We start from the raw sequence: 23342 nt of genomic DNA, 5'->3' as shown, positions 1-23342 counted from the left end.
TGCAGGTTATGGTCCCCGGTTGAAACCCGGTCGGCGTGGGTGCGGAGAATAAGGTGTTATGGCTGAACGTATCATTACATCGGAGCAGGGTCAGGGGGCGCAGCGTTGGGAGGTTCCCGACGTTCACGGGCCTTTGGCGGACTGTGAGCTGGTGACCGAAACCAAGGCACCAAAGACCGATGAGGACGGTGCCGGGGAAGACACCCCGACCAGCCTGCCAACCGCTGAGCGCATTTTGGAGATTGAGCGTCAAGCCTATGAGGAAGGGCTGCGTCTGGGGCGGGAGGCGGGTCATGCCCAAGGGCTGGAGGAGGGGCGTCAGGAGGGACTGGCCAGAGGTCAGGCTGAAGGCCATGCCCAGGGGATGAAGGCGGGTGCCCACAAGATCCAGGAGCGACTGGCTCTGCTGGATGGCTTGATCCAGGGACTGGAACAGCCCTACAAGGCACTGGATACGGCAGTGGAGGAAGAACTGGTGCAACTGGCCATGGCTGTGGCCCGTCAACTGGTCCGCCGGGAACTCAAGACTGACCCTGGGGCCATCGTGGCCGTACTGCGCCAGGCTCTGGAGGCGTTGCCCAGTGCCGAGCGCAAGCTCCGTCTGCACCTGCATCCGGAAGATGCCCGGCTGGTGCGGGAAACCCTGCGGCTGGACGAGCTGGAGCGGCCCTGGTCCATTGTGGAGGATCCGGCCTTGAGTCGCGGGGGTATCCGGGTCATGACCGACACTTCACGGGTGGATGCCACCCTGGAGTCTCGCCTGAACGCGGTGATTACCGCCGCCTGGGGGGGAGAGCGCGGTTCCGATTCAGAATCAGAACAGGCCGCAGAAGGCCGGCAGGAGACCCATCCCCATGTCTGATGCTGGCTTGCCCCAGGCCCTGCGCCCGGCGGTGCGGACCGCCGCACTGATGGAAAACCTGTCCCGTTATCGTGCCAGAGCCAATCGGGCCCAGGCGGTGGTGGCGGAAGGTCGCCTGGTGCGGATGGTGGGACTCACCCTGGAAGCGGAGGGCTGTCAAATTTCCGTTGGTGGCCGCTGCCGGATTGTGTGTCCGGGGGGCCACGGGGTTGAAGCGGAAGTGGTGGGTTTTTCCGGTGAGCGAACTTTTCTCATGCCGGTGGGGGAGGTGAGTGGCCTGACCCCAGGTGCCCGGGTGGTGCCCATTCGCCATAACCATGATGTCCAGGTGGGCGATGCCTTGCTGGGGCGGGTACTGGATGGTTCAGGCCGTCCCCTGGATGGTCGGCCCCCGCCCCGTTGTGATGATCATGTTTCACTCAATGGCCGCAGCGTCAATCCCCTGTCCCGGCGTCCAATCCACGATCCTCTGGACGTGGGGGTACGGGCCATCAACGGATTGCTCACCGTGGGGCGGGGGCAGCGGATGGGCCTGTTTGCCGGCAGTGGCGTGGGCAAGAGTGTGCTGTTGGGGATGATGACCCGATATACCACCGCCGATATCACCGTGGTTGGCTTGATCGGTGAGCGGGGCCGGGAAGTGAATGAATTTGTACAGAATATTCTCGGTGCAGAAGGGTTGGCCCGGGCGGTGGTGGTGGCGGTACCGGCAGACCATCCGCCGCTGATGCGCCTGCACGGCGCCATGCTGGCCACCAGTATTGCCGAGTATTTTCGTGATAAGGGCCATGATGTGTTGCTGCTGATGGATTCTTTGACCCGCTTTGCCCAGGCCCAGCGGGAGATTTCCCTGGCCATCGGTGAACCACCGGCCACCAAGGGGTATACCCCTTCGGTATTTGCCAAGTTACCTCAATTGGTGGAACGGGCTGGTAATGGAGATCAGGGCAATGGTTCCATCACGGCGTTCTACACGGTACTGGCAGAAGGGGATGATACCAATGATCCGATTGCCGACGCCGCCCGGGCCATTCTTGACGGCCATGTGGTGCTGTCGCGCCGGATTGCCGACACAGGGCGTTATCCCGCCATCGACATCGAATCTTCCGTCTCCCGGGTCATGAACGACATCGTAGACCCCGGCCACATCCAGGTGGCCCGGCGGTTCAAGCAGGTGTATTCCCATTATCAGCAAAACCGGGATCTGATCAGTGTCGGTGCCTACCAGCGGGGTTCTGATCCCAGGGTGGATGAGGCCATTGTTCTGCAGCCCAGACTGGAACAGTACTTGCAGCAGGATATGCGGCAGTCGGTGAATTTCAAGGAGAGCCTCAAGGCTCTCGATCATTTGATGGAGACACCGCCCCCCCCTCCCGTGCCTGAGGCACGGATGAAACAGCAGAGGTCTTGAGCATGGTTACTCGATCCAAGCGTATGGAACCGGTATTGCAGGTGGCCGATGGTCGTCAGCAGCAGGCGGCCCAGCGTCTGGGCCAATCCCAGCAGACCCTGGATGAGCGGCTGAACCGGCTTGAGGAACTGAGCAGCTACCGGGATGAATATGCCCTGCATTTTGAATCCCGTAGCGGGCTGGGTATGACTGCATTATCGGCCCGGGATTATCGTCTGTTCCTGCACCGTCTCAATGAGGCCATCGAGCAGCAGGCCCGGCTGGTGGAAACGGCCCGTCGGGAACTGGAAACCAGTCGTGGTCACTGGGTGGAAGCGCGGGGCAAGACCACCGCCCTGAATCGGGTGGTGGAACAGTTTCAGCGGGAAGAGCTCAGGCAGCAGGATCGGCGCGAACAGTTTGAACAGGATGATCGTAGCGGGCGGGTATCCCGCAGCATCGGTTGACGGGGTTCCCCGGCTGATCTGCCGCTTCCCTGACACCCCCTTTCGTGATTTGCAGGTTTCCTTGCAGAGGATTGATCAATATGTCACTTATTCCTTTTTCTGTATTGGGCAAGTCGTCTGCCGGTGGCCTGGATACGGGGATGCCCCTGTGGCTCCAGGCCGCTGGGGAAGACGGTCAGGATTTTCACAAAAGTTTCAAGGCATTGCTGGGGCCGGGCCATCCTCAGGAGGGGGCTGTGCCAGCGGAAGCGTTGTCGAAATGGCTCAAGGAAGGAGAGCCGATGGTCTCGTCGGAGATGGATGGACTGGAGGATGCCGTACCTTTGCTGCCGATTCTGGAAGCATTGATGAATCAGGTGGGTATCGATGCGGAGGCATTGGCGACCCTGTCTCCCGAGAATGATCTGTTGCCAGTCCTGGAGGCCTTGATGATTCAGACCGGGATTGACAGGGAATCCCTGGCCCTGCTGCCCCCCGAGGACGGTTTGATTCTGGTGCTGGAATCCTTGTTGGCCCAGGCTGATGTGGATGATGAAGCATGGGCCACCCTGTCTCCCGAGGAGGGTCTGAGTCGGCTATTGGAATCGTTGATGAATCAGGCCGGGGTGGATGCCGATGCGCTGGCCCAAAAGTCGCCCGAGACGGCCCTGGCCACCCTGGCAGCGGCCTGGCGGTCTGTCGGGAATCCAGGGGCAGAGCCTGTGGCCCTGACTGATGAATCCCGTGCTCCGAGGGCGGGTCATCGTCCCGAACTCAATGCCCTGGCGGCGGCGGTGGCCCAGGTATTGCAATCCCAGTCCGTCCCTGCGGGGGAAGAGCGATCGGTGATGCCCCAGGCATTACATGCCCTGGTGGGGCGTATGTCTACGGAATCCACCCCGGCAGGCCGTGACACCACACCACTGACCCCCCTGGCCAGCGAGACCACCCTCTCGTCCCAGACTTCATCCACCGCCCCCCGTCCCCTGGAGGTGACGGTGCCCCTGTCCCGGCCCAATTGGGGGCAGGCGGTGGGGAGTCGTGTGCTGTGGATGGTGAACCACAACATGCAGGCTGCAGAACTGCGGCTCAATCCAGCCCAGCTAGGTCCGGTGGATGTGCGTATCGCCATGGAAGGGGATCGGGCCAATATTCAGTTTTTGGCCCATCATGCCCAGACCCGGGAAGCCCTTGATGCAGCCTTGCCCCGATTGAGGGAGATGTTTTCCGAGCAGGGTATCCAGTTGGTCAACGTGGATGTTTCCGGGCGTCAGTCCGGGGGACAGGGTGGGGATGATGCTTTGGCCAATGGCGGTTTGCAGGGGGAAGGGGCAGATCAGGGGGATGATCTGGAGTCAGCCGCCAGGGGCGAAGGGGATGATCGGGCCTCGGGTACTGGACTGCTGGATGCCTATGCCTGACGGGGTGTGCCGCGCAAACTGATCATGCATACCTGCCAAAACCTGTTCAGCAGCATCTGCTGAACAGGGTCGTTGTGAATGTCCTGAGTGCCGGGCGTTGGGCTTGAGAAAATCAACCCGGCGTGTACCTGTTTTTTGCTCCCACCCTGTTCGTGCTGTGGTTATACGGCTTTAGCCGTGGGTAGGGTGTCAACAACGGCCTTTTGTTTTTCCCGCCTTGGCCATCTTCCCGCCGTATAATTCCCTCTCCCTGGTCGCCCTGGGTTTCCAGGTGTCGGTATGCTGTCGTTTTTGGCCGCGGGCAAATCGTCAATAGCTCGTCACGCCATCAATGTCATCATTTTTAATATTTTGATTTTAAAGTAATTTGCGTTTTTGGTATGTATATTGCTTAAAATAAGCGCAAAACGGAGGGTTGCACAGGCATGGCCAAAAAACCTGAAAAAACCGCAGCAACCAAGCCTGCCAAGGGTAAGGGCGGCAAGCTCAAGCTGATCATCATTTTATTGTTGATCACTTTGGTGGCAGCTGCCGCCGGCGGCGGTGCTGCCTGGTATCTTCTGGGGGGACTTGATCTGGACCGGGACCGCCCGGAAGCCCCAAGACCGGCAATCTACCTGCCTTTGGAACCTCCTTTGGTGGTGAACTTCCAGGGTTCGGGGCGGATTCGGTTTGTCCAGGTGGGCATCGTGCTGATGGCCCGTGACCCGGCAGTATTCGACGGTGTGAACCGCCACATGCCGGTGATCCGAAATGATCTGATGATTCTCATCGGCAATAAAACCTACGATGACCTGATCACCCGGGAAGGCAAGGAGCAGGTGCGCGAAGCTGTACTGCAGGAGGTGCTGCAGGTGTTGTCGCGGCGAGGGGAGTCCACCCAGGTGGAAGCGGTGTACTTCAATAGTCTTGTGATGCAATGAGGCAGTGTGATGGCCACCAGTAATCTTCTTTCCCAGGACGAGATTGATGCCCTGTTGCACGGGGTGGACAGCGGGTTGGTGGAAACCGAGGACGACCTGCTTGCCCATGACGGGGTTGCCAGGGAATATGACCTGACCACCCAGGACCGCATCGTTCGGGGGCGCATGCCCACCCTGGAGATGATCAATGAGCGTTTTGCCCGTTATATGCGCATTGGTCTGTTTGAGCTGCTGCGCCGCTCGGCGGAAATTGCCGTAAGCGGGGTCAAGATGATGAAATTTGGGGAATACGTCCATTCCCTGTACGTTCCCACCAGCTTGAATATGGTGCGGGTACGACCTCTGCGGGGGACGGCGCTGTTCGTGCTGGACCCCAAGCTGGTATTCATTTTGGTGGATAACTTTTTTGGTGGGGACGGACGTTATCACGCCAAGATCGAGGGCCGTGAATTCACGCCGACGGAACTGCGGGTGATCCGCATGTTGCTGGATCAATCCTTTTCGGATCTGAGAAAAGCCTGGGCACCGGTGATGGATCTGGAGTTTGAGTATAACCGCTCGGAAGTGAATCCCCAGTTCGCCAACATTGTCAGCCCCACCGAAGTGGTGGTGGTGTGTACCTTCCATGTGGAACTCGACGGGGGGGGCGGTGAATTTCATGTGACCATGCCCTACTCCATGATCGAACCCATTCGCGAACAGCTGGATACCGGGCTGCAAAGTGACCGGGCGGATGTGGACGACCGCTGGGTCAAGGCCCTGCGGGAAGAACTCAAGCAGGTGGAGGTGGAACTGACCGCCAAGCTGACGGAAGCCGAGTTGACGGTGGCAGAAATGCTCAACTTGAAACCTGGCGACATCATTCCTGTGGAATTACCTGACCTGGTGACTGTCCGGGCCGAAGATGTTCCTGTTTTCCGGGGAAAATTCGGTACCTCCAACGAGTTCAATGCCATCAGGATCTCCGGGCCCATCAGGCTCAGTGAATGACGCAAGAGAGCATGATTCCGTCAACGACCCCACCGGGCCCTTTACTGGGCAGAGCCTCATGGCCCAGTGGGTAGAAAGCCACATCGTTTTTCGGCGGTTGCAATACCGCAGCCGCAATTTCTCCCGCGATTGAAATCGTGGGTTTCCTTGCGGAGGTTCTATGAGTGATAAAGACACGGACAACAAGCCAGAAGCCGAAGAAGAAGACATCTGGGCAGCGGCCCTGGCCGAACAGGGCGCTTCGCCGGAGCCGGACCCTCTTCAGGAAGCGGCTCCGCCCAAGGCGGCTCCGGCTGACAAAGCCGATACCAACGACACCGCTGCCGATGGGGATAAGGCGGATACTGCTGCCGGCAGTGGCAAGGGCAAAAAAGGGGCTGGCTGGAAGGATCCTGCCCCGAAACTGGAATTTGAGGATCTGGGGGCCGATGCCCTGGGACGGGGTGCCGAAGGTGGGGCGGAGGTGAACCTGGGGGTGATCCTGGATGTTCCGGTGACCATTTCCATGGAAATTGGTCGCACCCGGATTCCCATTCGCAATCTGTTGCAGCTCAACCAGGGTTCCGTGGTGGAACTGGACCGGTTGGCGGGGGAGCCGCTGGATGTGATGGTGAATGGCACCTTGGTGGCACATGGTGAAGTGGTGGTGGTGAACGAAAAATTCGGTATTCGCCTGACCGACGTGATCAGTCCGGCGGAACGGGTCCGCAAGCTCAAGTGAGGCGTCCCATGTCTGTGTTCAGGTTGATGATCGGGGGGGGAGTGTTTTGCCTGCCACCGGCAGCATTGGCAGAAATGTCCACTGCAGCCAGCGGAGCGGCCACTGATTCAGCGGCCTATCTGGGGCAGATGATCCTGGGGCTGACCCTGGTGATTGCACTGATCCTGGTATTGGGTTTTCTGCTGCGGCGCATGGGGGGGATCCAAAGTGGTGCGGCAGGTGAGCTCAAGGTGCTCGGTGCGGTTTCCCTGGGAGCCAGGGAGCGAATGGTGCTGGTGCAGGCCGGCAAGACCCAGTTATTGCTCGGCGTGGCGCCGGGTCGGGTGCAGACCTTGCATGTGATGGCAGAACCCATTGAGTCGGGTACCGGGACGGCGCCCACCACCGGGGCATTTGCCCAGCGTCTGCGTCAGGCCATGGGGCGCCGGGGAGAAACCCCATGAGGGGCCTGATATCCCTGGTGGTACTGATCGGGCTGATGGGATTGCCTGCAGGGCAGGCCCTGGCCCAGGTGGGTATTCCCCTGTTATCGGTAGAGCAGGATCCTGGCGGTGGTCAGACCTATTCGGTCACGTTACAGATTCTGATTCTGATGACCTTGATGAGCCTGCTGCCAGCGGCGCTCATCATGCTGACCTCGTTTACCCGCATCATCATTGTGCTGGGTATTTTGCGTCAGGGCATCGGCACCACCCAGACCCCTTCGAACCAGATCCTGATTGGTTTGGCGCTGTTTTTGACCCTGTTTATCATGGCGCCGGTGTTTCAGGCGGTGAATGAGGAGGCCATCCAGCCCTTTATGGCCGAGGAGATTGATCAGGAAGAACTGGTCCAGCGGGCCTGGATACCACTGCGGGACTTCATGCTGGAACAGACCCGGGAGACCGACATCAGCATGTTTGCCCGGATTGCCGGCCATGACAGTTTTGAGACGCCCCAGGATGTGCCCTTTTCCATTTTGGTGCCCTCGTTTATTACCAGTGAACTGAAAACTGCCTTCCAGATCGGTTTTTTGATCCTGATTCCTTTCCTGATCATCGATCTGGTGGTGGCCAGTGTACTCATGTCCATGGGGATGATGATGCTCTCACCCCTCATCATTTCCTTGCCGTTCAAGATCATGCTGTTTGTGCTGGTGGATGGTTGGGCGATGATCATGAGCACCCTGGCCACCAGTTTCATTGTCTGACCCTGGGGATGCGCTGATGACACCGGATACCGTAGTGGAAGTGGGACAGCAGGCTGTATGGGTGATCGTGCTGGTGGCGGCGCCGCCATTGCTGACCGGCCTGTCCATTGGCCTGTTCATTGGTATGGTGCAGGCAGCCACGTCCATCCAAGAAATGACCTTGTCCTTTATTCCCAAACTGCTGGGCATGTTTGCTGCCTTGGTGATTGCCGGTGGCTGGATGCTGGATATGCTGCTCAATTACTGCCTGCGACTTTATGAGAGCATCCCTGGACTGATTGGATAGGGATGTGGTCCATGTTCAGTTTCACCGATACCGAACTGATTGCTCTGGTCACCGCCTTTATCTGGCCCTTTGTGCGTATCAGCGCCATGTTGCTGGCGGCGCCGATTTTTGGTGCCGGTACGGTGCCCCTGCGGGTGCGGCTGGTGCTGGCCATGGTGCTGGCGGCACTGATTGCCCCTTTGCTGCCTGAAGCCCCCGCCGTGGCGCCGCTGAGCATGGAAGGATTGCTGGTGACCCTGCAACAGGTGCTGATTGGCGTGACCATGGGGTTCATTCTGCAGATGGTCATGAGTGCCCTGACCATGGCCGGTGAATCCATTGCCCTGTCCATGGGGCTGGGTTACGCCTCCATGGTGGACCCTGGCATGGGGGTACAGGTCCCCGTGGTCTCCCAGTTGTTCATGATCATGGGCACCTTGCTGTTTTTGGCCATGAATGGACATATTGCCTTGCTGGATATGCTGCTGCAGAGCTTTTACCTGATGCCCATCGGGGTGGATGGACTCACCCGGGTGGATTTTTGGTGGGTGGCCAGTTTTGGTTCCACCATGTATGTGGGAGCCCTGCTGGTGGGGTTGCCCATTGTGGCCGCCATGTTGATGGTCAACCTCTCCATGGGGGTGATCACCCGCGCCTCGCCCCAACTCAACATCTTTGCGGTGGGCTTTCCCATGATGATCCTGCTGGGGTTTATCCTCATTATGCTCAACCTGCCCACCCTGGAACCCCGTATCCGGGATCTGGCCATGGCCGGGTTCGGGCTCATTCAGCGTATTCTGGGAGGCTAGGCCATGGCCGAGAATGAATCCTCACAGGAAAAAACTGAACAACCGACCCCTAAACGCCTGCGGGATGCCCAGGACAAGGGGCAGGTGGCCAGTTCCAAGGAACTCAATACCACCCTGGTACTGCTGGCCGGCTCCACCACATTGCTGGTGTTTGGTGGCACCATCCTCAATCACATCCAGGCCCTGATCCGCAACAGTTTGATCATTGACCGGGAACGTATTTTTGATCCGGCCTTCATGCAGGTGGCATTACAGGCGCGGATCGGTGATGCGCTGATGATCCTGGCCCCCATGTTTCTGATTCTGGTGATCACGGCAGTGATTGGTCCGGTGGTGATGGGGGGCGGGCGGTTTCGCGCCAAGGGGCTGCAGCCCAAGCCGGATAAACTCAGCCCCATCAAGGGCCTCAAGCGGATTTTTGGTCCCCAGGGCCTGATGGAACTGGCCAAGACCCTGGCCAAGTTCACCTTGATTGCCACCATGGCGGTGACCATCCTGTGGCAATTTTCCGACCGGCTGCTGGGTTTGGCCGCCCAGGATATGTTGCCGGGGCTGGTGAGTGCCGGTTATATGATTGCCTGGACCTTCGTGGCCCTGAGTGCCACCTTGATTTTGGTGGTGATGATCGATGTACCGTTCCAGCTCTGGAACCATCAGCGCCAGTTACGCATGACCAAGCAGGAGGTCAAGGATGAGTTCAAGCAGACCGAAGGTAAGCCGGAAGTCAAAAGCAGGGTACGCCAGTTGCAGTATGAAGTTTCCCGGCGTCGGATGATGGCCGAGGTGCCCAAAGCTGATGTGGTGGTGACCAACCCCACCCACTTTGCCGTGGCCCTGCGCTACGACCAGACCAAGGGCGGCGCGCCCAAGGTGGTGGCCAAGGGGGCTGACCTGGTGGCGGCAGAGATCCGGGACGTGGCCCGTCAGGCCGGGGTCACCCTGTTGTCAGCGCCGCCTTTGGCCCGTGCCCTGTATTACAACACCCGCCTGGACCAGGAAATCCCCGCCGGTCTTTATGTGGCCGTGGCCCAGGTGCTGGCCTATGTCTACCAGTTGCGGGCAGCGGTGAAAGAAGGTGAGGCGGTGCCGGTACCGCCCACCGATCTGCCGGTGCCGGATGAATTTCTCAAACGTGATGTGCCGCCGGCGGAGAATGTATAAATGGCGAGCCTTGCAGACAGTCTCAAGAGTCTCAATCGGGTCGGCCTGGGTGCGCCCCTGCTGCTGATGGCGTTGCTGGCCATGATGGTCATTCCGCTCCCGCCCCTGGCCCTGGACCTGTTGTTTACCTTCAACATCGCCCTCTCCCTGGTGGTGATTCTGGTGGCGGTATATACCCCGCGCCCACTGGAATTTGCGGTATTTCCCACCATTTTGCTGGTGGCCACCCTGCTGCGTCTGGCCCTGAATGTGGCTTCCACCCGGGTGATTCTGCTGGAGGGCCATACCGGTACCGATGCGGCCGGTAATGTGATTCAGGCTTTTGGCGATTTTGTGGTGGGGGGCAACTATGCCGTGGGTCTGGTGGTATTCGCCATTCTTGTGATCATCAACTTCGTGGTGGTGACCAAGGGGGCAGGTCGGGTCTCGGAAGTGAGCGCCCGATTTACCCTGGATGCCATGCCCGGCAAGCAGATGGCCATTGACGCTGACCTCAATTCAGGATTGATCTCCCAGGATGAGGCCCGCAAACGCCGGGAAGAAGTGGCTCAGGAAGCGGATTTTTATGGGTCCATGGACGGTGCCAGCAAGTTCGTTCGGGGGGATGCCATTGCCGGCATTTTGATCCTGTTCATCAACATCATCGGCGGTCTGGTGATCGGCACCTTGCAACATGGCATGAGTGTAGGGGATGCGGCCACCAACTACGTACTGCTGACCATTGGTGATGGTCTGGTGGCGCAGATCCCGTCTTTGGTGCTGTCATCGGCCACGGCCATTATCGTGACCCGGGTTTCTGCGGCTCAGGACATGGGGCAGCAGGTGTTCAAACAGCTGTTTGGCAACCCCCGTGTGCTTTATGTGGCCGGCGGTATCGTGGCGGCCCTGGGGTTGGTACCGGGTATGCCCAACGTGGTGTTCCTGACCCTGGGTGCGCTGATGGCGGCCAGTGCCTATCTGATCGGCCAGCAACGTGCTGCCGAGGATGCGGTCATCGACAAGGCGATGGCAGAGGCAGAGCCGCCACCGACCAGTCCGGAAATGAAGGAGTTGACCTGGGATGATGTACCGCCGGTCGATCTGGTGGGACTGGAGGTGGGGTATCGCCTCATCCCGCTGGTGGATCGTGCCCAGGGCGGGCAGCTGATGGCCCGGATCAAGGGCGTGCGCCGCAAACTCTCCCAGGAACTGGGTTTTTTGATTCAGCCCGTGCATATCCGCGACAACCTGGATCTGGGGCCCAATCACTACCGGATCACCCTCATGGGCGTCACGGTGGGAGAGGGAGAAGTATTCCCCGATCAGGAGCTGGCCATCAACCCTGGCCAGGTTTTTGGCCAGGTCCGGGGCACCCCCACCAAGGACCCCACCTTCGGTCTGGATGCCCTGTGGATTGATCCTGCACAGCGGGAGGAGGCCCAGGGGCTGGGTTATACCGTCGTGGATGCAGGTACGGTGGTTGCAACCCACCTATCCCAGATCCTCAAGGATCATGCCCATGAGCTGTTGGGCCATGAGGAGGTTCAGCACCTGCTCGATACCCTGACCAAGCATTCCCCCAAGCTGGTGGAAAACCTGGTACCCAAGACCCTGCCCCTGGGCGTGGTGCTCAAGGTCATGCAGAACCTGTTGGCAGAGCAGATTCCAGTGCGGGATATGCGCACTATCGCCGAAACCTTGGCGGAACATGGTGCAAAGAGTCAAGATCCTGACGCTTTGACTGCCGCAGTGCGGGTATCCCTGTCCCGGGCCATTGTCCAGAACATCGTGGGTACCGCGACAGAACTGCCTTTGCTGGCCATTGATCCAGGGTTGGAACAGATATTGCAGAAGTCTTCACAGGGAGGCGCCGGTGCCGGTCTGGGTATCGAACCGGGTCTGGCCGAACGCTTGCAGCGTTCCATTGCCGAGGCCTCCCAACGTCAGGAGATGTCAGGCGAGCCTTCCGTGCTGGTGGTATCGCCGGACATTCGGCCCTGGATGTCCCGCTGGTTGCGTTCCGCCGTGCGTGGGCTCCATGTCCTGGCCTACACGGAAATTCCGGATAACAAGCAGATCCGGGTGGTGGCCACCGTAGGCAGGGAGACGGACTGACGGGGCGAATTTAAGAACAGGCAGTCAGACGTGTGCAGCGGTTCAACACCAGCGCAACGGGAATAATGGGTTACCGTCATGAAAATAAAACGCTATTTTGCACCGGATATGCGCCAGGCCATCCGCCTAGTGCGGGAAAAACAAGGGCCGGACGCGGTGATCCTTTCCAGCCGCAGTGTCGAGGGGGGTATCGAACTCGTCGCAGCGATGGATTATGACGAGGATGTGGTGCTGGAAATGGCCCGTCAGGCCGAGGGGCAGACCGCTCCCGCCAAACCGGCGCCCAGGGTCGCCTTGCCCGAGGATGCTCCGGCATCGGTCAGCAAGCCGCCGGCTCCGGTAGCCTCGGCAAGGACACCGGCCTCACCGTCGGCATCAGCCCCCAGGAAAACCCCTCCGGCCAAGGCATTTCCCGATCTCCACGCCAGCCGGGACTCCGCCTGGGCGGAAGAAGGTTTGCCGGCCCTGATGACCCCTGTGGTGGAACCACCGCCGGCCTCCCCTCAAGAGGAGGCGTCTGCCACACCGGCTTCCAGTTCCCGTTCTGCAAAGAAAAAAGTAGTCAGCATTGAATGGTCCCAGGAACCTACCCTGATGGCCATGCAAAAGGAAATCCAGGGTCTGCGGGCCATGTTGCAGGATCAGCTGGCCAGTCTGGCCGGACAGGAATTCATGCGCCGGGATCCAGCCCGGGCCGGCGTGGTGGCCCGGCTTCAGCGTATGGGACTGGAACTGGACCTGGCCAAGGCGGTAGCGCTTGAGATTGCCGCCCCTGATGAGCCAGCCGAAGCCTGGCAGGAAGCCCTCAACCACCTGTCTGCCCGTTTGCGGGTGACACCCGATGGCATTCTGGATCAGGCCGGTATTTTGACCCTGGTAGGCCCCAGCGGCGTGGGCAAGACCACCACAGTGGCCAAGCTGGCGGCCCTTCAGAGCTTGCGTCACGGGCATGATTCCGTGGCCATGGTGACTACGGACGCCTATCGCATTGGCGCCCATCGCCAATTGCAGACCTTTGGTCAGATTCTGGGCGTCCCGGTTTACCTGGCCCAGACAGCCCGTCAGCTTGGTGACATGCTGGAAAGCTTGAAATCCAAGCGTCTGGTCATCATTGATACTGCAGGGACCAGTCAGCGGGATATGCGTTTGCTCACTGAACTGGAATCCATGACCACCCAGACCCGCTCCAAGACGTTGCTGGTGATGGCGGCCAATGTGCAAAAGTCGGTCATGATGGAAACCGTCACTGCCTTTGGCCGGCTCCAGCCAGAAGGCTGTGTACTGACCAAGGTGGATGAAACCGCTTCCCTGGGGGAGGCCCTGTCCACCCTGATCGGTGCCGGTCTGCCCCTGACCTTCGTCAGTGAAGGTCAGCGGATTCCCGACGATTTGCGTCCTGCCCGGGCCGCCCGGTTGGTGGCTTCCGCTGCGAAAATGGCGGATGCGGGTATGGAACGCAATGACACCTGTCAGACCCAGATGGTATCGCCAGTATTCAGAGAGCCCATCAATCAGCCCAATGCCAGGTACGCCCATGCCTTCAACCAGTGATTTAGCGGTGATGCGCCCGTCCCCCGCGTCTGCTGCTGCAGCGCCGGTGCGCGTGTTGGCGGTGTCCAGTGGCAAGGGCGGAGTGGGCAAGACCAACGTATCGGTCAACCTCAGTGCTGCCCTGGCAGCCAGCGGCAAGCGGGTGATGTTGCTGGATGCAGACCTGGGCCTGGCCAATGTTGACGTACTGTTGGGGTTACAGCCCAAGTCAAACCTGTACCATGTCCTCAACGGTGAATGCAGCCTGGAGGACATTCTGCTGGAAGGCCCTGGCGGGATGCTGATTGTACCGGCTGCTTCGGGGATTGCCCGTATGGCCGATCTGGAGCCAGCCCAGCATGTAGGCATCATTCGTGCCTTTAGCGAGCTTTCTCACCCCCTGGATGTTCTGGTGGTGGATACTGCCGCCGGTCTGCAGGACAGCGTGACCAGTTTTTGCCGGGCTGCCCAGGAAGTGTTGGTGGTGGTCTGTGACGAGCCGGCTTCCATTACCGATGCCTATGCGCTGATCAAGGTGCTATACCGTGATCATGGCCTGATGCGTTTTCGTATCCTTGCCAATATGGTGCGTAACGACAATGACAACGAAGGCCGGACCCTGTTCAAGAAGCTGGTGGCGGTCTGTGACCGCTTTTTGGAGGATGTGATTCTGGATTATGTGGGCGCGGTGCCCCATGACGACATGTTGCGCAAGGCGGTGCAGCGCCGAAAAACCGTGTTGGATGCCTATCCGTCCAGTCCGGCCGCCCGGGCTTTTCGTGGCATTGCCGGACGTATTGACCAGTGGCCGATGCCCAAGGCCGCTCGTGGTGGTATTGAATTTTTCGTGGAAAGGTTGATTAAAGGCGGTCGAAATGACCCAGAGCCATTAACATAAGCGTGCTAGCCATGTATTCCTGTATCGAGGTAGACCATACCCGGCTGGTGGATGAGCATGTTCCCTTGGTCAAGCGAATCGCTTACCATCTGCTCGCCCGTCTGCCTGCCAATGTGCAGGTCGAGGACCTGATTCAGTCCGGGGTCATCGGTCTGCTGGAGGCTGCCCGACATTACGATCCATCCCAGGGGGCCAGTTTCGAGACCTACGCCGGTATTCGGATTCGTGGCGCGATGCTCGATGAAGTTCGGCGCAGTGACTGGACGCCCCGTTCTGTCCATCGTAATGCCCGTCGCATCAGCGAGGTGATTCGGGAAATCGAGAACCGCGAGGGACGCGAAGCCACAGGTCCAGAGGTGGCAGCGGCGCTGAACGTGGATCTGGACACCTACCACGATATGTTGAGAGATGCGGTGGGGAGTCGCGTACTGGGATTTGATGACCTGTGTGACGCCGACGGCGATGTGGATAATTTCCTTCCCGGTCAGGGGCCAACGCCCCTGGAGTCGGTGACCCGCGCTGATTTTCAAAGGGCTCTGGCCAATCACATTGATGCCTTGCCTGAGCGGGAGCGCTTGATCTTGTCGCTGTATTATGATGACGAGTTGAATTTGCGTGAGATCGGCGAGGTGCTGGGCGTCAGCGAATCCCGTGTATGTCAACTTCACGGGCAGGCTCTGGTTCGTCTCAGGGCGCGCATGACGGAATGGGTGGCGGATGGGGAGCGGGTTTGACCCCTTCTCTCGCCAAAATTGAATGAGAATGAATGCCGGAGCATGATGGCTGTTGTCAGCCATCCCTTGGGTATCTGTTTAATCGGGAGGTTATTGTGGATAAGAATATGAAGATCCTGATCGTGGATGATTTTTCCACGATGCGCCGCATTATCAAAAACTTGCTGCGGGATCTCGGATACAACAATACCGCTGAGGCTGATGATGGCAACACAGCGTTGCCCATGCTGCAGAACGGTAACTATGACTTCCTGGTCACCGACTGGAACATGCCGGGCATGCCGGGCATCGACCTGCTGCGGGCGGTCCGTGCCGATCCCCGTCTTAAAGACATGCCGGTGCTGATGGTGACAGCAGAAGCCAAGCGCGAGCAGATCGTGGAAGCGGCCCAAGCTGGTGTCAACGGCTATATTGTCAAGCCTTTCACGGCAGAAACCTTGAAGGAGAAGATCAACAAGATCTTCGAGAGACTTCAGGAACAGGGGTAGCGATGTGATGGGGAATCAGGAAGACGAAAAAGCACGTGAGTTCAAGCAGCAGCAGCTGGCCCATGCCCGCGAACTGGTCCACCTCATGGAGTCCGGCGATGAAGACGCCGCCGGTCGCCTCATTGAGGAACTGGGTCGCATGCACGAGACCCTGCTGTTTCAGGAATTGGGCAAGCTGACCCGGGATCTGCATGAAGCCTTGAACAGTTTTCGTATGGATTCCCGTCTCTCCGAACTGACCCATCAGGACATCCCTGATGCCAAGGAGCGTCTTAACTATGTGGTGGCCATGACCGATCAGGCCGCTCATCGCACGCTCAATGCCATCGAGGCCGCGTTGCCCGTATCCGAGGATCTGGCGGATCGGGCGCGTACCCTGTCTGCGGACTGGTCACGATTTCGTCAGCGGGAGATGTCCGTAGACGAATTTCGGGCGGTGAGTCAGGCATTGGCGGATTTTCTCCAAAGTACAGAACGGGACGCGGAAATCCTGCGCAGCCAGTTGTCGGAAATTCTCATGGCTCAGGATTTTCAGGATCTGACAGGGCAGGTCATTCGCCGTGTCATGACCCTGGTGCAGGATCTGGAAGACAATCTGGTGGGTTTGGTGCGTATTTCCGGCCAGCGCCTGTCTGGCGGTGAGGACAAGGGTAACAAGGACATTGAGCCCAGTGGTCCTGCGGTCAAGGGCACCTCAGACCGTGGCGACGCGGTCAACAGCCAGGACGATGTGGATGACCTGTTGTCCAGCCTTGGATTCTAGGTTGTGTTCGGCTGTCGAGAGGGTGCAGGTGCATTTCAGATTTTTCCGGTCTGGCCGCCAAACCAGAGTATCAAGGTGCATTTGCCCTAGGCGTGAGAGACGGACATGAGTCTGGATACCGACGACGAAATCCTGCAGGACTTTCTGGTAGAGGCCGGTGAATTGCTGGAGGGCCTCAGTGAGCAGTTGGTGCAGCTTGAGCAGACCCCGGATGACAAGGATCTGCTCAATGCGGTATTTCGCAGCTTTCATACCATCAAGGGCGGTGCGGGTTTTCTGAATCTGGAAAACCTGGTCAAGATCTGCCATCGAGCCGAGGACGTGTTCAATCTGCTGCGTCAGGGACAGCGGCAGGTGGACAGCAACTTGATGGATATCATCCTGCAGGTGATTGATATCCTCAATCAGATGTTCGATGAGGTCCGTTCCGGTGAAATGCCTTCCCCGGCCCCAGATGATCTCATGGCAGCCCTGGAGCCTTTGGCCCAGCCCCCTGGTGAGGTTCCCGAGCCGGTGGCGGCAGCTCCCGAACCCCCACCTCCCCCTCCCCCGGCAGCAGTCCCGGCAGCGGGTGGCCGTAGCGGTGGTGATATTACCGATGAAGAGTTTGAAGCCCTGCTCGATGCCCTGCAGGATCAAAAGCAGGGGGGGGCTGCACCGCCGCCCCCTGCGGCCCCCAGTGCTGCTGGCAGCCAGGGTGGGGCTGCGGGTGATGTGATCACCGATGATGAATTTGATCAATTGCTCGATGAACTCCAGGGGCACAAGGGCGGCGCCGGAAGCCAGCCAGCCCAGCCCCCTGCCCCTGCCGCCGGTGGCCAGGACAGCGGAGCGCTGATCTCCGACGATGAGTTTGAAAATCTGCTGGATAACTTGCACGGCAAAAACAAGCCTGCTGCCGCAGGGGCCTCACCCCCTCCTTCTCCAGCAGCCCCTGCGCCGGCACCCAAGCCCGCCCCGGCAGCACCAGCCAAGCCTGCTGCCCCGGAAAAGGCGGCTCCCACCAAGCCAGCGCCATCCCCTGCCGATACGTCGGTACGGGTAGATACCCGGCGTCTGGATGACATCATGAATCTGGTGGGGGAGCTGGTGCTGGTGCGTAACCGGCTGGCTACCCTGCGATCCCGCATGGGGGATGAGCAGGTATCCAAGGCGGTCACCAACCTGGATGTGGTGACGGCGGATCTGCAGGCAGCGGTGATGAAAACCCGCATGCAGCCCATCAAGAAGGTGTTTGGTCGTTTCCCCAGGGTGGTCAGGGATCTGGCCCGGAGCCTCAAGAAGGAAGTCAATCTGGAGCTTTGGGGGGAGGATACCGACCTGGACAAGAACCTGGTGGAAGCCCTGGCAGATCCCCTGGTCCATCTGGTGCGTAACGCGGTTGATCACGGCATCGAGTCGCCGGAGGAGCGGGTTGCTGCCGGTAAGCCCCGTGCCGGTCATGTGGTTTTGTCTGCCGCCCAGGAGGGGGATCACATCCTGCTGACCATCTCCGACGATGGTAAGGGCATGGACCCCAATGTATTGCGCGGCAAGGCGGTGGAAAAGGGCTTGATGGACGAGGATGCCGCCTCCCGTCTGTCGGACCATGATGCCTTTAATCTGATTTTTCGGGCGGGATTTTCCACCAAGACGGAGATTTCCGATGTCTCCGGGCGGGGTGTGGGCATGGATGTGGTGAAAACCCGCATTGCCCAGCTAAATGGTCGGGTGGAAGTGACCTCAGAACTGGGCAAGGGCAGCACATTGAGTATTCGCCTGCCCCTGACCCTGGCGATCCTGCCGACCCTGATGGTGGTCCTGGGCAAGCAGCGCTTTGCCCTGCCCCTGGCCAATGTGAGCGAAATCTTCGATCTGGACCTCTCCCGCACCAACCGGGTGGACGATCAGGAGGTCATTATGGTTCGCAATCGTTCCTTACCCCTGTACTATCTGCGTCGCTGGCTGGTGGCCGGCGGTACCGATGAATACCGGGGAATGGGGCATGTGGTGGTGGTATTCAGCGGCAACCAGCGGGTGGGTTTTGTGGTGGACAGCCTGATCGGACAGGAAGAGGTGGTGATCAAGCCCTTGGGCAACATGCTTCATGGCGTGCCAGGGCTGGCGGGTGCGACCATCACCGGCGATGGTGGTATTGCCCTGATCCTGGATATTCCCGGATTGCTGAAAAATTATGCCAGACGGTTTTAAGGCCGGCCTGGTATTTTGGTGTTTTTCTCATCCCGCCAGGGCGCGGGTATACGTGGAGAGACTTGATGGCGGTTCGCGTTCTGGTGGTGGACGACTCCGGATTTTTTCGGCGTCGCATCGTGGATATCCTGAATGCGGACCCGTCCATCGAGGTGGTGGGAAGTGCCGTCAACGGTCAGGAGGCGGTGGATCAGGCTGCCCGATTGCGTCCGGACGTGATCACCATGGATATCGAGATGCCCGTGATGGACGGGATTACTGCTGTGCGGCGTATCATGGCGCGCAATCCAACCCCGATTTTGATGTTTTCCTCCCTGACCACGGAAGGGGCCAAGGCAACCCTGGATGCCCTGGAGGCGGGGGCAGTGGATTTTTTACCGAAAAAATTTGAGGATATCGCCCGGGACCAGGAGCAGGCCAAAGAGGTGCTGCGGCGTCGGGTCAAGGCAGTGGGCCGCCGGCGCCTGTCCCGGCCACCCTCTGGCCCATCACCGGCTCCGGGGGCGGCTGCGTCCACTTCTGAATCCCGGCCACCCACCCCCCCGCCGGCCCGCAACCTACCGACAGCAACCGGGACGGCGGTGCGTTCAGAGGGTGCGGCTGTACGTTCAGAGCGGTCAAGTTATGATCGCAAGCCTGTGATGATCAATGATTTTCGTGTGGTTCTCATCGGCACATCCACCGGGGGGCCTTTGGCCTTGCAGAAGGTACTGGCTGAGTTGCCAGCTCATTTTCCCCTGCCGTTGCTGCTGATTCAGCATATGCCGGCCAGTTTTACCCCCGCCTTTGCCCAGCGTCTGGATCAGTTGTGCCGGATTCGGGTCAAGGAAGCCGTGGATGGGGATTTACTGGCACCGGGATTGGCGCTGCTGGCCCCGGGTGGTCAGCAGATGGTACTGGAGTCACGGGCAGGGCAGGTGCGGGTGAAGATCACCGACAGCGAACCGGACCAGCATTATCGGCCCTGTGTGGATGTCACGTTCAATTCCGCTGCTGCAATCTTTCGCGGGGATGCCCTGGCCATCATCATGACAGGCATGGGTGCCGATGGTCGGGAAGGGGCCAGATTGCTCAAGCGCTGTGGCTCCAAAATCTGGGCCCAGGATGAAAACAGTTGTGTGGTGTACGGTATGCCCGCCGCCGTGGTGGAAGCGGGCCTGGCAGATCGGGTATTGCCTTTGTCTCAGATTGGCAGATTGCTGGCCGAGGGGAGTTGATGCATGGATATTTTGAGCCTCATCGGTATTTTGTTGGGCCTGGTGGCCATTTTTGGCGGCACGGTGGCCAAGGGCAGCGGTCTGGCGGCCCTATGGAACCTGGCCGCTTTTGTGATCGTGATCGTCGGTACTTTTGCGGCGGCATTCCTGCAGGCCCGGCCTGCGGTATTTCTTCAGGCCATAAAGATCATTCCCTGGGTATTTGTTCCGCCGCGCCTGGACCCGGAAGCGGTGATCGAGCGGGTTGTGGGCTGGAGCCAGGTGGCCCGCAAAGAAGGATTGCTGGGACTGGAATCCATGATCGAGACCGAAGAAGATGCCTTTGCCCGCAAGGGCCTTCAATTGCTGGTGGATGGCACCGAGCCGGAGGCCATTCGCACCATTTTGGAGGTGGATAGTCAAACCCGGGAGGAGTTCAATACCCAGGCGGCCAAAGTGTACGAAAGCATGGGGGTTTACGCGCCCACCATGGGGATTATCGGTGCGGTGATGGGTTTGATGGCGGTGATGCAGAACCTGGCAGATCCCAGTCGCCTGGGGGCGGGTATTGCAGCGGCCTTTGTCGCCACCATCTACGGCATCGCTTCTGCCAACCTGTTTTTTCTGCCGGTGGCCAACAAGCTCAAGGCCGTGATTCATAGTCAGAATGCTTATCGGGAAATGATTGTTGAAGGCATCATTTCCATTGCCGAGGGAGAGAACCCGCGCAATATCGAGACCAAGTTGCAGGGGTACCTGCATTGATTTGCAAGGGGGGCAGCGTGTCTGCCCGTCTGCAATGTCCATGGGAACTGTGTCATGCCAAGGCGTCGCAAGAAAAAACATGAGGATCACGTCAACCACGAGGCGTGGGCCATTCCCTATGCGGATCTGATGACCTTGCTGTTGGCATTCTTCGTGGTGATGTATGCCATCTCTTCCCTCAATGAGGGCAAATACCGCATCTTGTCCAGTTCTTTGGTGGAGGCTTTCAGGTCAACCCCCAGGTCCATCGACCCGATTCAAACCGGGGAGTTGACCCGCTCGCCCCTGTCCTCCGTGGTGGAGACACCCCCCATCACTTCCCCCATCGAAATGGCACATATGAGCCGCAGTCTGGAAGAGATTCTGGTGGATATGGATCTGGAAGGACTGTCTTTGGCCATTGTAGGCATTAATGCCCTGGCCGATGAGATCGAGATGGCAATGGCTCCTCTCATCGAGGCGGGCATGATCGAGGTGGAACGGGATCGTCTGTGGATCGAGGTCCAGATCAACACCAGTATCCTGTTTGCCAGCGGCAGTGCGGAATTGTCTCCGGATGCGGTGCCCATCATGCAGCAGTTGGCCGCCATCCTGAGCCAGTTCCCCGCCCGGGTGCATGTGGAGGGACATACCGATAATGTGCCCATCAGTACGCCGATCTATCCTTCCAACTGGGAACTGTCTTCGGGCCGTGCTGCCACTGTGGTCAATCTGTTTGCCCGCAACGGCGTCAATCCTGAGCAGATGGCTGCCATTGGTTTTGGTGAATATCGGCCCAAGGCCGACAACGATACCCCGGAAGGACGAATGAAAAACCGGCGGGTCAATATCGTGGTTCTGGCCGGGCAGCGTCCCAGGATTGGTGCCGGTGCGCCGCCGGAGATGCTGCGTGAGGACATGGAAATGTTACTCAATCAGGGTGGAGGTACCGTGGGAGGTGTGCCATGACCGTGACCTGGGCCGTTGCCAACCAAAAAGGTGGGGTGGGCAAAACCACCACCACCGTATCTCTTGGTGGTCTGCTGGCTGCCAGAGGATATGAAACCTTGCTGGTGGACCTGGATCCCCACGGCTCATTGACCGCCTATTTTGGTGGCGACCCGGAAAGCGCTACAGGCGGGGTCTATAGTCTTTTTCACCGGGTGGCACAGGGTAAACCCATCCAGGCCAGTGACGCAGTGCGGGCTACCCGTTTTGATCATTTGTATGTGTTGCCCGCTTCCACGGCCCAGGCCACGCTGGACCGTCAGTTGGGAACCCGTGAAGGCATGGGGCTGGTGCTCAAACGCTCGATTCAGGGGCTGGAGGACTCCTTCGATTTTGTGTTGCTGGACTGCCCACCGATGCTGGGGGTGCTGATGGTCAATGCCCTGGCGGCCTGCAGCACGTTGTTGATTCCGGTACAGACCGAATATCTGGCCATCCGCGGCCTGGATCGCATGTTGCAGACTTTGCGCATGATCCAGCGTTCCCGTCGGGATCCTTTGAATCATGTGGTGGTACCCACCCTGTTTGACTGTCGTACCCGGGCCTCGACCCAGGCCCTTTGGGAACTGCGGGATAACTACAGTGATTGTCTTTGGAAGGGGGTGATCACCGTAGATACCAAATTTCGGGAAGCGGCCATGGCCGGTATGCCGCTACCCATCATGATCCCCGACGCCAAGGGCACTGAAGCCTATGGCCGGTTGCTGGATTCCTTGCTGGGCCAGGATCTCTACCGTCATAGGGTCGCCTCATGAATCAGGACGCAAGACCGGAGCGGAGCGAGAAGCAGCAGCGCCTGCTGGTGGTGGATGAACCCAAGGCGTTGACCGCCTATCTGGACGATCTACTGCAGGAAATCGCCGACGTGGAGCCGTTGCCGCCGGTGGTGGAGGTTTCTCCACCGCCGCCGCCGCCAGCGCCAGCACCGGTCAAGGCCACGGTGACCCCCATTAAGCCGGTGGTGGCAACCCCACCCCCTCCGGCTCCCCCCCCTCGCCAGGATGTCCCTCCGGCCTGGGGGCAGGTGCCCTTTCAATGTCTGTTATTCCGTCTGGGAGGGTTGGCCCTGGCAGTCCCCTTGGTGAAACTGACCGGCATTATGACCATGCCGCGGGACATCACCCCGATGCCGGGTCACAGCCCCATGTTTCTGGGACTGGTCAATCACCACGGTCGCAAGGTCAAGGTGGTGGATATCGGTGCCCATGTGTTGCCACCGGATCGTCAGGCACAAAAACCCCCGCCTGCCAACCTGATCCTCATTGATGAGGGGCGCTGGGGGTTGGCCTGTGACCGGGTGGAGGAAACCTTGATGCTCACGCCGGATCTGGTGCGCTGGCGTTCCCCCAGTGGACGACGTCCCTGGCTATCCGGTACGGTGATCAAGCACCTGTGTGCCATAATTGACGTGGATTTTCTGGCTCGGACCCTGGAGCAGGGTGACTGGGGCTGAGGGCACGCGGCGTCGGTGCCCCTGGTGTGCAGATTATGATATCCGCCGGCAGGCGCCTCCGGCATGT

Annotated in this window: 24 protein-coding genes; all 24 read left to right on the top strand. The window is 59.4% G+C overall.

The window, feature by feature from the left end:
- Window positions 1-58 precede the first annotated feature (58 nt).
- Window positions 59-862: a flagellar assembly protein FliH gene (locus BMX62_RS08910; protein ID WP_090207593.1), complete on the top strand. Its 804-nt coding sequence runs from the start codon at window positions 59-61 to the stop codon at window positions 860-862.
- A complete protein-coding gene (gene fliI / locus BMX62_RS08905) occupies window positions 855-2273 on the top strand; it encodes a flagellar protein export ATPase FliI (RefSeq protein ID WP_090207590.1) in 1419 nt (472 codons plus the stop codon). The genes BMX62_RS08910 and fliI overlap by 8 nt, the downstream gene beginning before the upstream one ends.
- A 2-nt stretch (window positions 2274-2275) precedes the next feature.
- Window positions 2276-2719 carry a flagellar export protein FliJ gene (fliJ, locus tag BMX62_RS08900; RefSeq protein ID WP_238375924.1) on the top strand — a complete coding sequence of 148 codons (444 nt, stop codon included), beginning with the start codon at window positions 2276-2278 and terminating at the stop codon, window positions 2717-2719.
- A gap of 80 nt (window positions 2720-2799) precedes the next feature.
- A complete protein-coding gene (locus BMX62_RS08895; RefSeq protein ID WP_090207584.1) occupies window positions 2800-4119 on the top strand; it encodes a flagellar hook-length control protein FliK in 1320 nt (439 codons plus the stop codon).
- A 425-nt stretch (window positions 4120-4544) separates the two neighbouring features.
- The gene (locus tag BMX62_RS08890; protein ID WP_090207581.1) at window positions 4545-5042 is read left to right on the top strand and encodes a flagellar basal body-associated FliL family protein; all 498 of its coding nucleotides are present in this window, start codon (window positions 4545-4547) and stop codon (window positions 5040-5042) included.
- A 9-nt stretch (window positions 5043-5051) separates the two neighbouring features.
- On the top strand, window positions 5052-6032 hold the full coding sequence (fliM, locus tag BMX62_RS08885; RefSeq protein WP_090207578.1) for a flagellar motor switch protein FliM: 981 nt from the start codon (window positions 5052-5054) through the stop codon (window positions 6030-6032).
- Window positions 6033-6192: 160 nt separating this feature from the next.
- The gene (fliN, locus tag BMX62_RS08880; protein ID WP_090207573.1) at window positions 6193-6753 is read left to right on the top strand and encodes a flagellar motor switch protein FliN; all 561 of its coding nucleotides are present in this window, start codon (window positions 6193-6195) and stop codon (window positions 6751-6753) included.
- Window positions 6754-6827: 74 nt separating this feature from the next.
- Complete coding sequence (gene fliO / locus BMX62_RS08875) at window positions 6828-7196, top strand: flagellar biosynthetic protein FliO (RefSeq protein WP_238375923.1); 369 nt, start codon at window positions 6828-6830, stop codon at window positions 7194-7196.
- Window positions 7193-7942, top strand: a complete 750-nt coding sequence (gene fliP, locus BMX62_RS08870; RefSeq protein WP_090207566.1) for a flagellar type III secretion system pore protein FliP — start codon at window positions 7193-7195, stop codon at window positions 7940-7942. Before fliO ends, fliP begins: the two co-directional genes overlap by 4 nt.
- A 16-nt stretch (window positions 7943-7958) precedes the next feature.
- A complete protein-coding gene (gene fliQ / locus BMX62_RS08865) occupies window positions 7959-8228 on the top strand; it encodes a flagellar biosynthesis protein FliQ (protein WP_090207562.1) in 270 nt (89 codons plus the stop codon).
- Between the two features lie 11 nt (window positions 8229-8239).
- Entirely contained in the window at window positions 8240-9016 is a 777-nt protein-coding gene (fliR, locus tag BMX62_RS08860; protein ID WP_090207688.1) for a flagellar biosynthetic protein FliR, read from the top strand.
- A 3-nt stretch (window positions 9017-9019) separates the two neighbouring features.
- Complete coding sequence (gene flhB / locus BMX62_RS08855; RefSeq protein ID WP_090207558.1) at window positions 9020-10177, top strand: flagellar biosynthesis protein FlhB; 1158 nt, start codon at window positions 9020-9022, stop codon at window positions 10175-10177.
- A complete protein-coding gene (flhA, locus tag BMX62_RS08850; RefSeq protein ID WP_090207556.1) occupies window positions 10178-12271 on the top strand; it encodes a flagellar biosynthesis protein FlhA in 2094 nt (697 codons plus the stop codon).
- Between the two features lie 78 nt (window positions 12272-12349).
- Window positions 12350-13822, top strand: a complete 1473-nt coding sequence (gene flhF / locus BMX62_RS08845; RefSeq protein WP_090207553.1) for a flagellar biosynthesis GTPase FlhF — start codon at window positions 12350-12352, stop codon at window positions 13820-13822.
- Window positions 13806-14699 (top strand): MinD/ParA family protein, encoded by an 894-nt coding sequence (locus BMX62_RS08840; protein ID WP_162273524.1) that lies wholly within the window; start codon window positions 13806-13808, stop codon window positions 14697-14699. The genes flhF and BMX62_RS08840 overlap by 17 nt, the downstream gene beginning before the upstream one ends.
- A gap of 11 nt (window positions 14700-14710) precedes the next feature.
- Window positions 14711-15433 carry an RNA polymerase sigma factor FliA gene (locus BMX62_RS08835; protein WP_090207548.1) on the top strand — a complete coding sequence of 241 codons (723 nt, stop codon included), beginning with the start codon at window positions 14711-14713 and terminating at the stop codon, window positions 15431-15433.
- Between the two features lie 107 nt (window positions 15434-15540).
- Window positions 15541-15921, top strand: a complete 381-nt coding sequence (locus BMX62_RS08830) for a chemotaxis response regulator CheY (RefSeq protein ID WP_090207683.1) — start codon at window positions 15541-15543, stop codon at window positions 15919-15921.
- A gap of 7 nt (window positions 15922-15928) precedes the next feature.
- Window positions 15929-16684 (top strand): protein phosphatase CheZ, encoded by a 756-nt coding sequence (locus tag BMX62_RS08825; protein ID WP_090207546.1) that lies wholly within the window; start codon window positions 15929-15931, stop codon window positions 16682-16684.
- A 105-nt stretch (window positions 16685-16789) separates the two neighbouring features.
- Window positions 16790-18874 carry a chemotaxis protein CheA gene (locus tag BMX62_RS08820; RefSeq protein ID WP_090207544.1) on the top strand — a complete coding sequence of 695 codons (2085 nt, stop codon included), beginning with the start codon at window positions 16790-16792 and terminating at the stop codon, window positions 18872-18874.
- Between the two features lie 65 nt (window positions 18875-18939).
- Window positions 18940-20091, top strand: coding sequence for a protein-glutamate methylesterase/protein-glutamine glutaminase (locus BMX62_RS08815; protein WP_090207541.1), 1152 nt, complete (start codon window positions 18940-18942; stop codon window positions 20089-20091).
- Window positions 20092-20094: 3 nt separating this feature from the next.
- Entirely contained in the window at window positions 20095-20835 is a 741-nt protein-coding gene (locus BMX62_RS08810; RefSeq protein WP_090207539.1) for a flagellar motor protein, read from the top strand.
- 54 nt (window positions 20836-20889) lie between these two features.
- Window positions 20890-21783: a flagellar motor protein MotD gene (gene motD, locus BMX62_RS08805; protein WP_090207536.1), complete on the top strand. Its 894-nt coding sequence runs from the start codon at window positions 20890-20892 to the stop codon at window positions 21781-21783.
- Window positions 21780-22577, top strand: a complete 798-nt coding sequence (locus BMX62_RS08800) for a ParA family protein (RefSeq protein WP_090207533.1) — start codon at window positions 21780-21782, stop codon at window positions 22575-22577. Before motD ends, BMX62_RS08800 begins: the two co-directional genes overlap by 4 nt.
- Window positions 22574-23275 (top strand): chemotaxis protein CheW, encoded by a 702-nt coding sequence (locus BMX62_RS08795; RefSeq protein ID WP_090207531.1) that lies wholly within the window; start codon window positions 22574-22576, stop codon window positions 23273-23275. Before BMX62_RS08800 ends, BMX62_RS08795 begins: the two co-directional genes overlap by 4 nt.
- The last annotated feature ends 67 nt before the right edge of the window (window positions 23276-23342 follow it).

It is taken from the genome of Ectothiorhodospira magna (assembly GCF_900110965.1).
In the GTDB taxonomy this organism is placed as follows: Bacteria; Pseudomonadota; Gammaproteobacteria; order Ectothiorhodospirales; family Ectothiorhodospiraceae; genus Ectothiorhodospira; species Ectothiorhodospira magna.
Note: the sequence above shows the minus strand (reverse complement) of the source record. Positions and strands in the feature narration are given on the sequence as shown.

Bases quoted from the DNA above. Each gene is read 5' to 3' on its own strand.
- BMX62_RS08815 (WP_090207541.1), top strand. From the start codon at position 18,940: ATGGCGGTTCGCGTTCTGGTGGTGGACGACTCCGGATTTTTTCGGCGT.
- BMX62_RS08840 (WP_162273524.1), top strand. From the start codon at position 13,806: ATGCCTTCAACCAGTGATTTAGCGGTGATGCGCCCGTCCCCCGCGTCT.
- fliR (WP_090207688.1), top strand. From the start codon at position 8,240: ATGTTCAGTTTCACCGATACCGAACTGATTGCTCTGGTCACCGCCTTT.
- BMX62_RS08910 (WP_090207593.1), top strand. From the start codon at position 59: ATGGCTGAACGTATCATTACATCGGAGCAGGGTCAGGGGGCGCAGCGT.
- fliP (WP_090207566.1), top strand. From the start codon at position 7,193: ATGAGGGGCCTGATATCCCTGGTGGTACTGATCGGGCTGATGGGATTG.
- BMX62_RS08890 (WP_090207581.1), top strand. From the start codon at position 4,545: ATGGCCAAAAAACCTGAAAAAACCGCAGCAACCAAGCCTGCCAAGGGT.
- fliM (WP_090207578.1), top strand. From the start codon at position 5,052: ATGGCCACCAGTAATCTTCTTTCCCAGGACGAGATTGATGCCCTGTTG.
- fliN (WP_090207573.1), top strand. From the start codon at position 6,193: ATGAGTGATAAAGACACGGACAACAAGCCAGAAGCCGAAGAAGAAGAC.
- fliI (WP_090207590.1), top strand. From the start codon at position 855: ATGTCTGATGCTGGCTTGCCCCAGGCCCTGCGCCCGGCGGTGCGGACC.
- BMX62_RS08800 (WP_090207533.1), top strand. From the start codon at position 21,780: ATGACCGTGACCTGGGCCGTTGCCAACCAAAAAGGTGGGGTGGGCAAA.
- fliQ (WP_090207562.1), top strand. From the start codon at position 7,959: ATGACACCGGATACCGTAGTGGAAGTGGGACAGCAGGCTGTATGGGTG.
- BMX62_RS08895 (WP_090207584.1), top strand. From the start codon at position 2,800: ATGTCACTTATTCCTTTTTCTGTATTGGGCAAGTCGTCTGCCGGTGGC.
- BMX62_RS08825 (WP_090207546.1), top strand. From the start codon at position 15,929: ATGGGGAATCAGGAAGACGAAAAAGCACGTGAGTTCAAGCAGCAGCAG.
- BMX62_RS08830 (WP_090207683.1), top strand. From the start codon at position 15,541: ATGAAGATCCTGATCGTGGATGATTTTTCCACGATGCGCCGCATTATC.
- BMX62_RS08835 (WP_090207548.1), top strand. From the start codon at position 14,711: ATGTATTCCTGTATCGAGGTAGACCATACCCGGCTGGTGGATGAGCAT.
- BMX62_RS08810 (WP_090207539.1), top strand. From the start codon at position 20,095: ATGGATATTTTGAGCCTCATCGGTATTTTGTTGGGCCTGGTGGCCATT.
- flhA (WP_090207556.1), top strand. From the start codon at position 10,178: ATGGCGAGCCTTGCAGACAGTCTCAAGAGTCTCAATCGGGTCGGCCTG.
- fliJ (WP_238375924.1), top strand. From the start codon at position 2,276: ATGGTTACTCGATCCAAGCGTATGGAACCGGTATTGCAGGTGGCCGAT.
- BMX62_RS08795 (WP_090207531.1), top strand. From the start codon at position 22,574: ATGAATCAGGACGCAAGACCGGAGCGGAGCGAGAAGCAGCAGCGCCTG.
- flhB (WP_090207558.1), top strand. From the start codon at position 9,020: ATGGCCGAGAATGAATCCTCACAGGAAAAAACTGAACAACCGACCCCT.
- fliO (WP_238375923.1), top strand. From the start codon at position 6,828: ATGTCCACTGCAGCCAGCGGAGCGGCCACTGATTCAGCGGCCTATCTG.
- BMX62_RS08820 (WP_090207544.1), top strand. From the start codon at position 16,790: ATGAGTCTGGATACCGACGACGAAATCCTGCAGGACTTTCTGGTAGAG.
- flhF (WP_090207553.1), top strand. From the start codon at position 12,350: ATGAAAATAAAACGCTATTTTGCACCGGATATGCGCCAGGCCATCCGC.
- motD (WP_090207536.1), top strand. From the start codon at position 20,890: ATGCCAAGGCGTCGCAAGAAAAAACATGAGGATCACGTCAACCACGAG.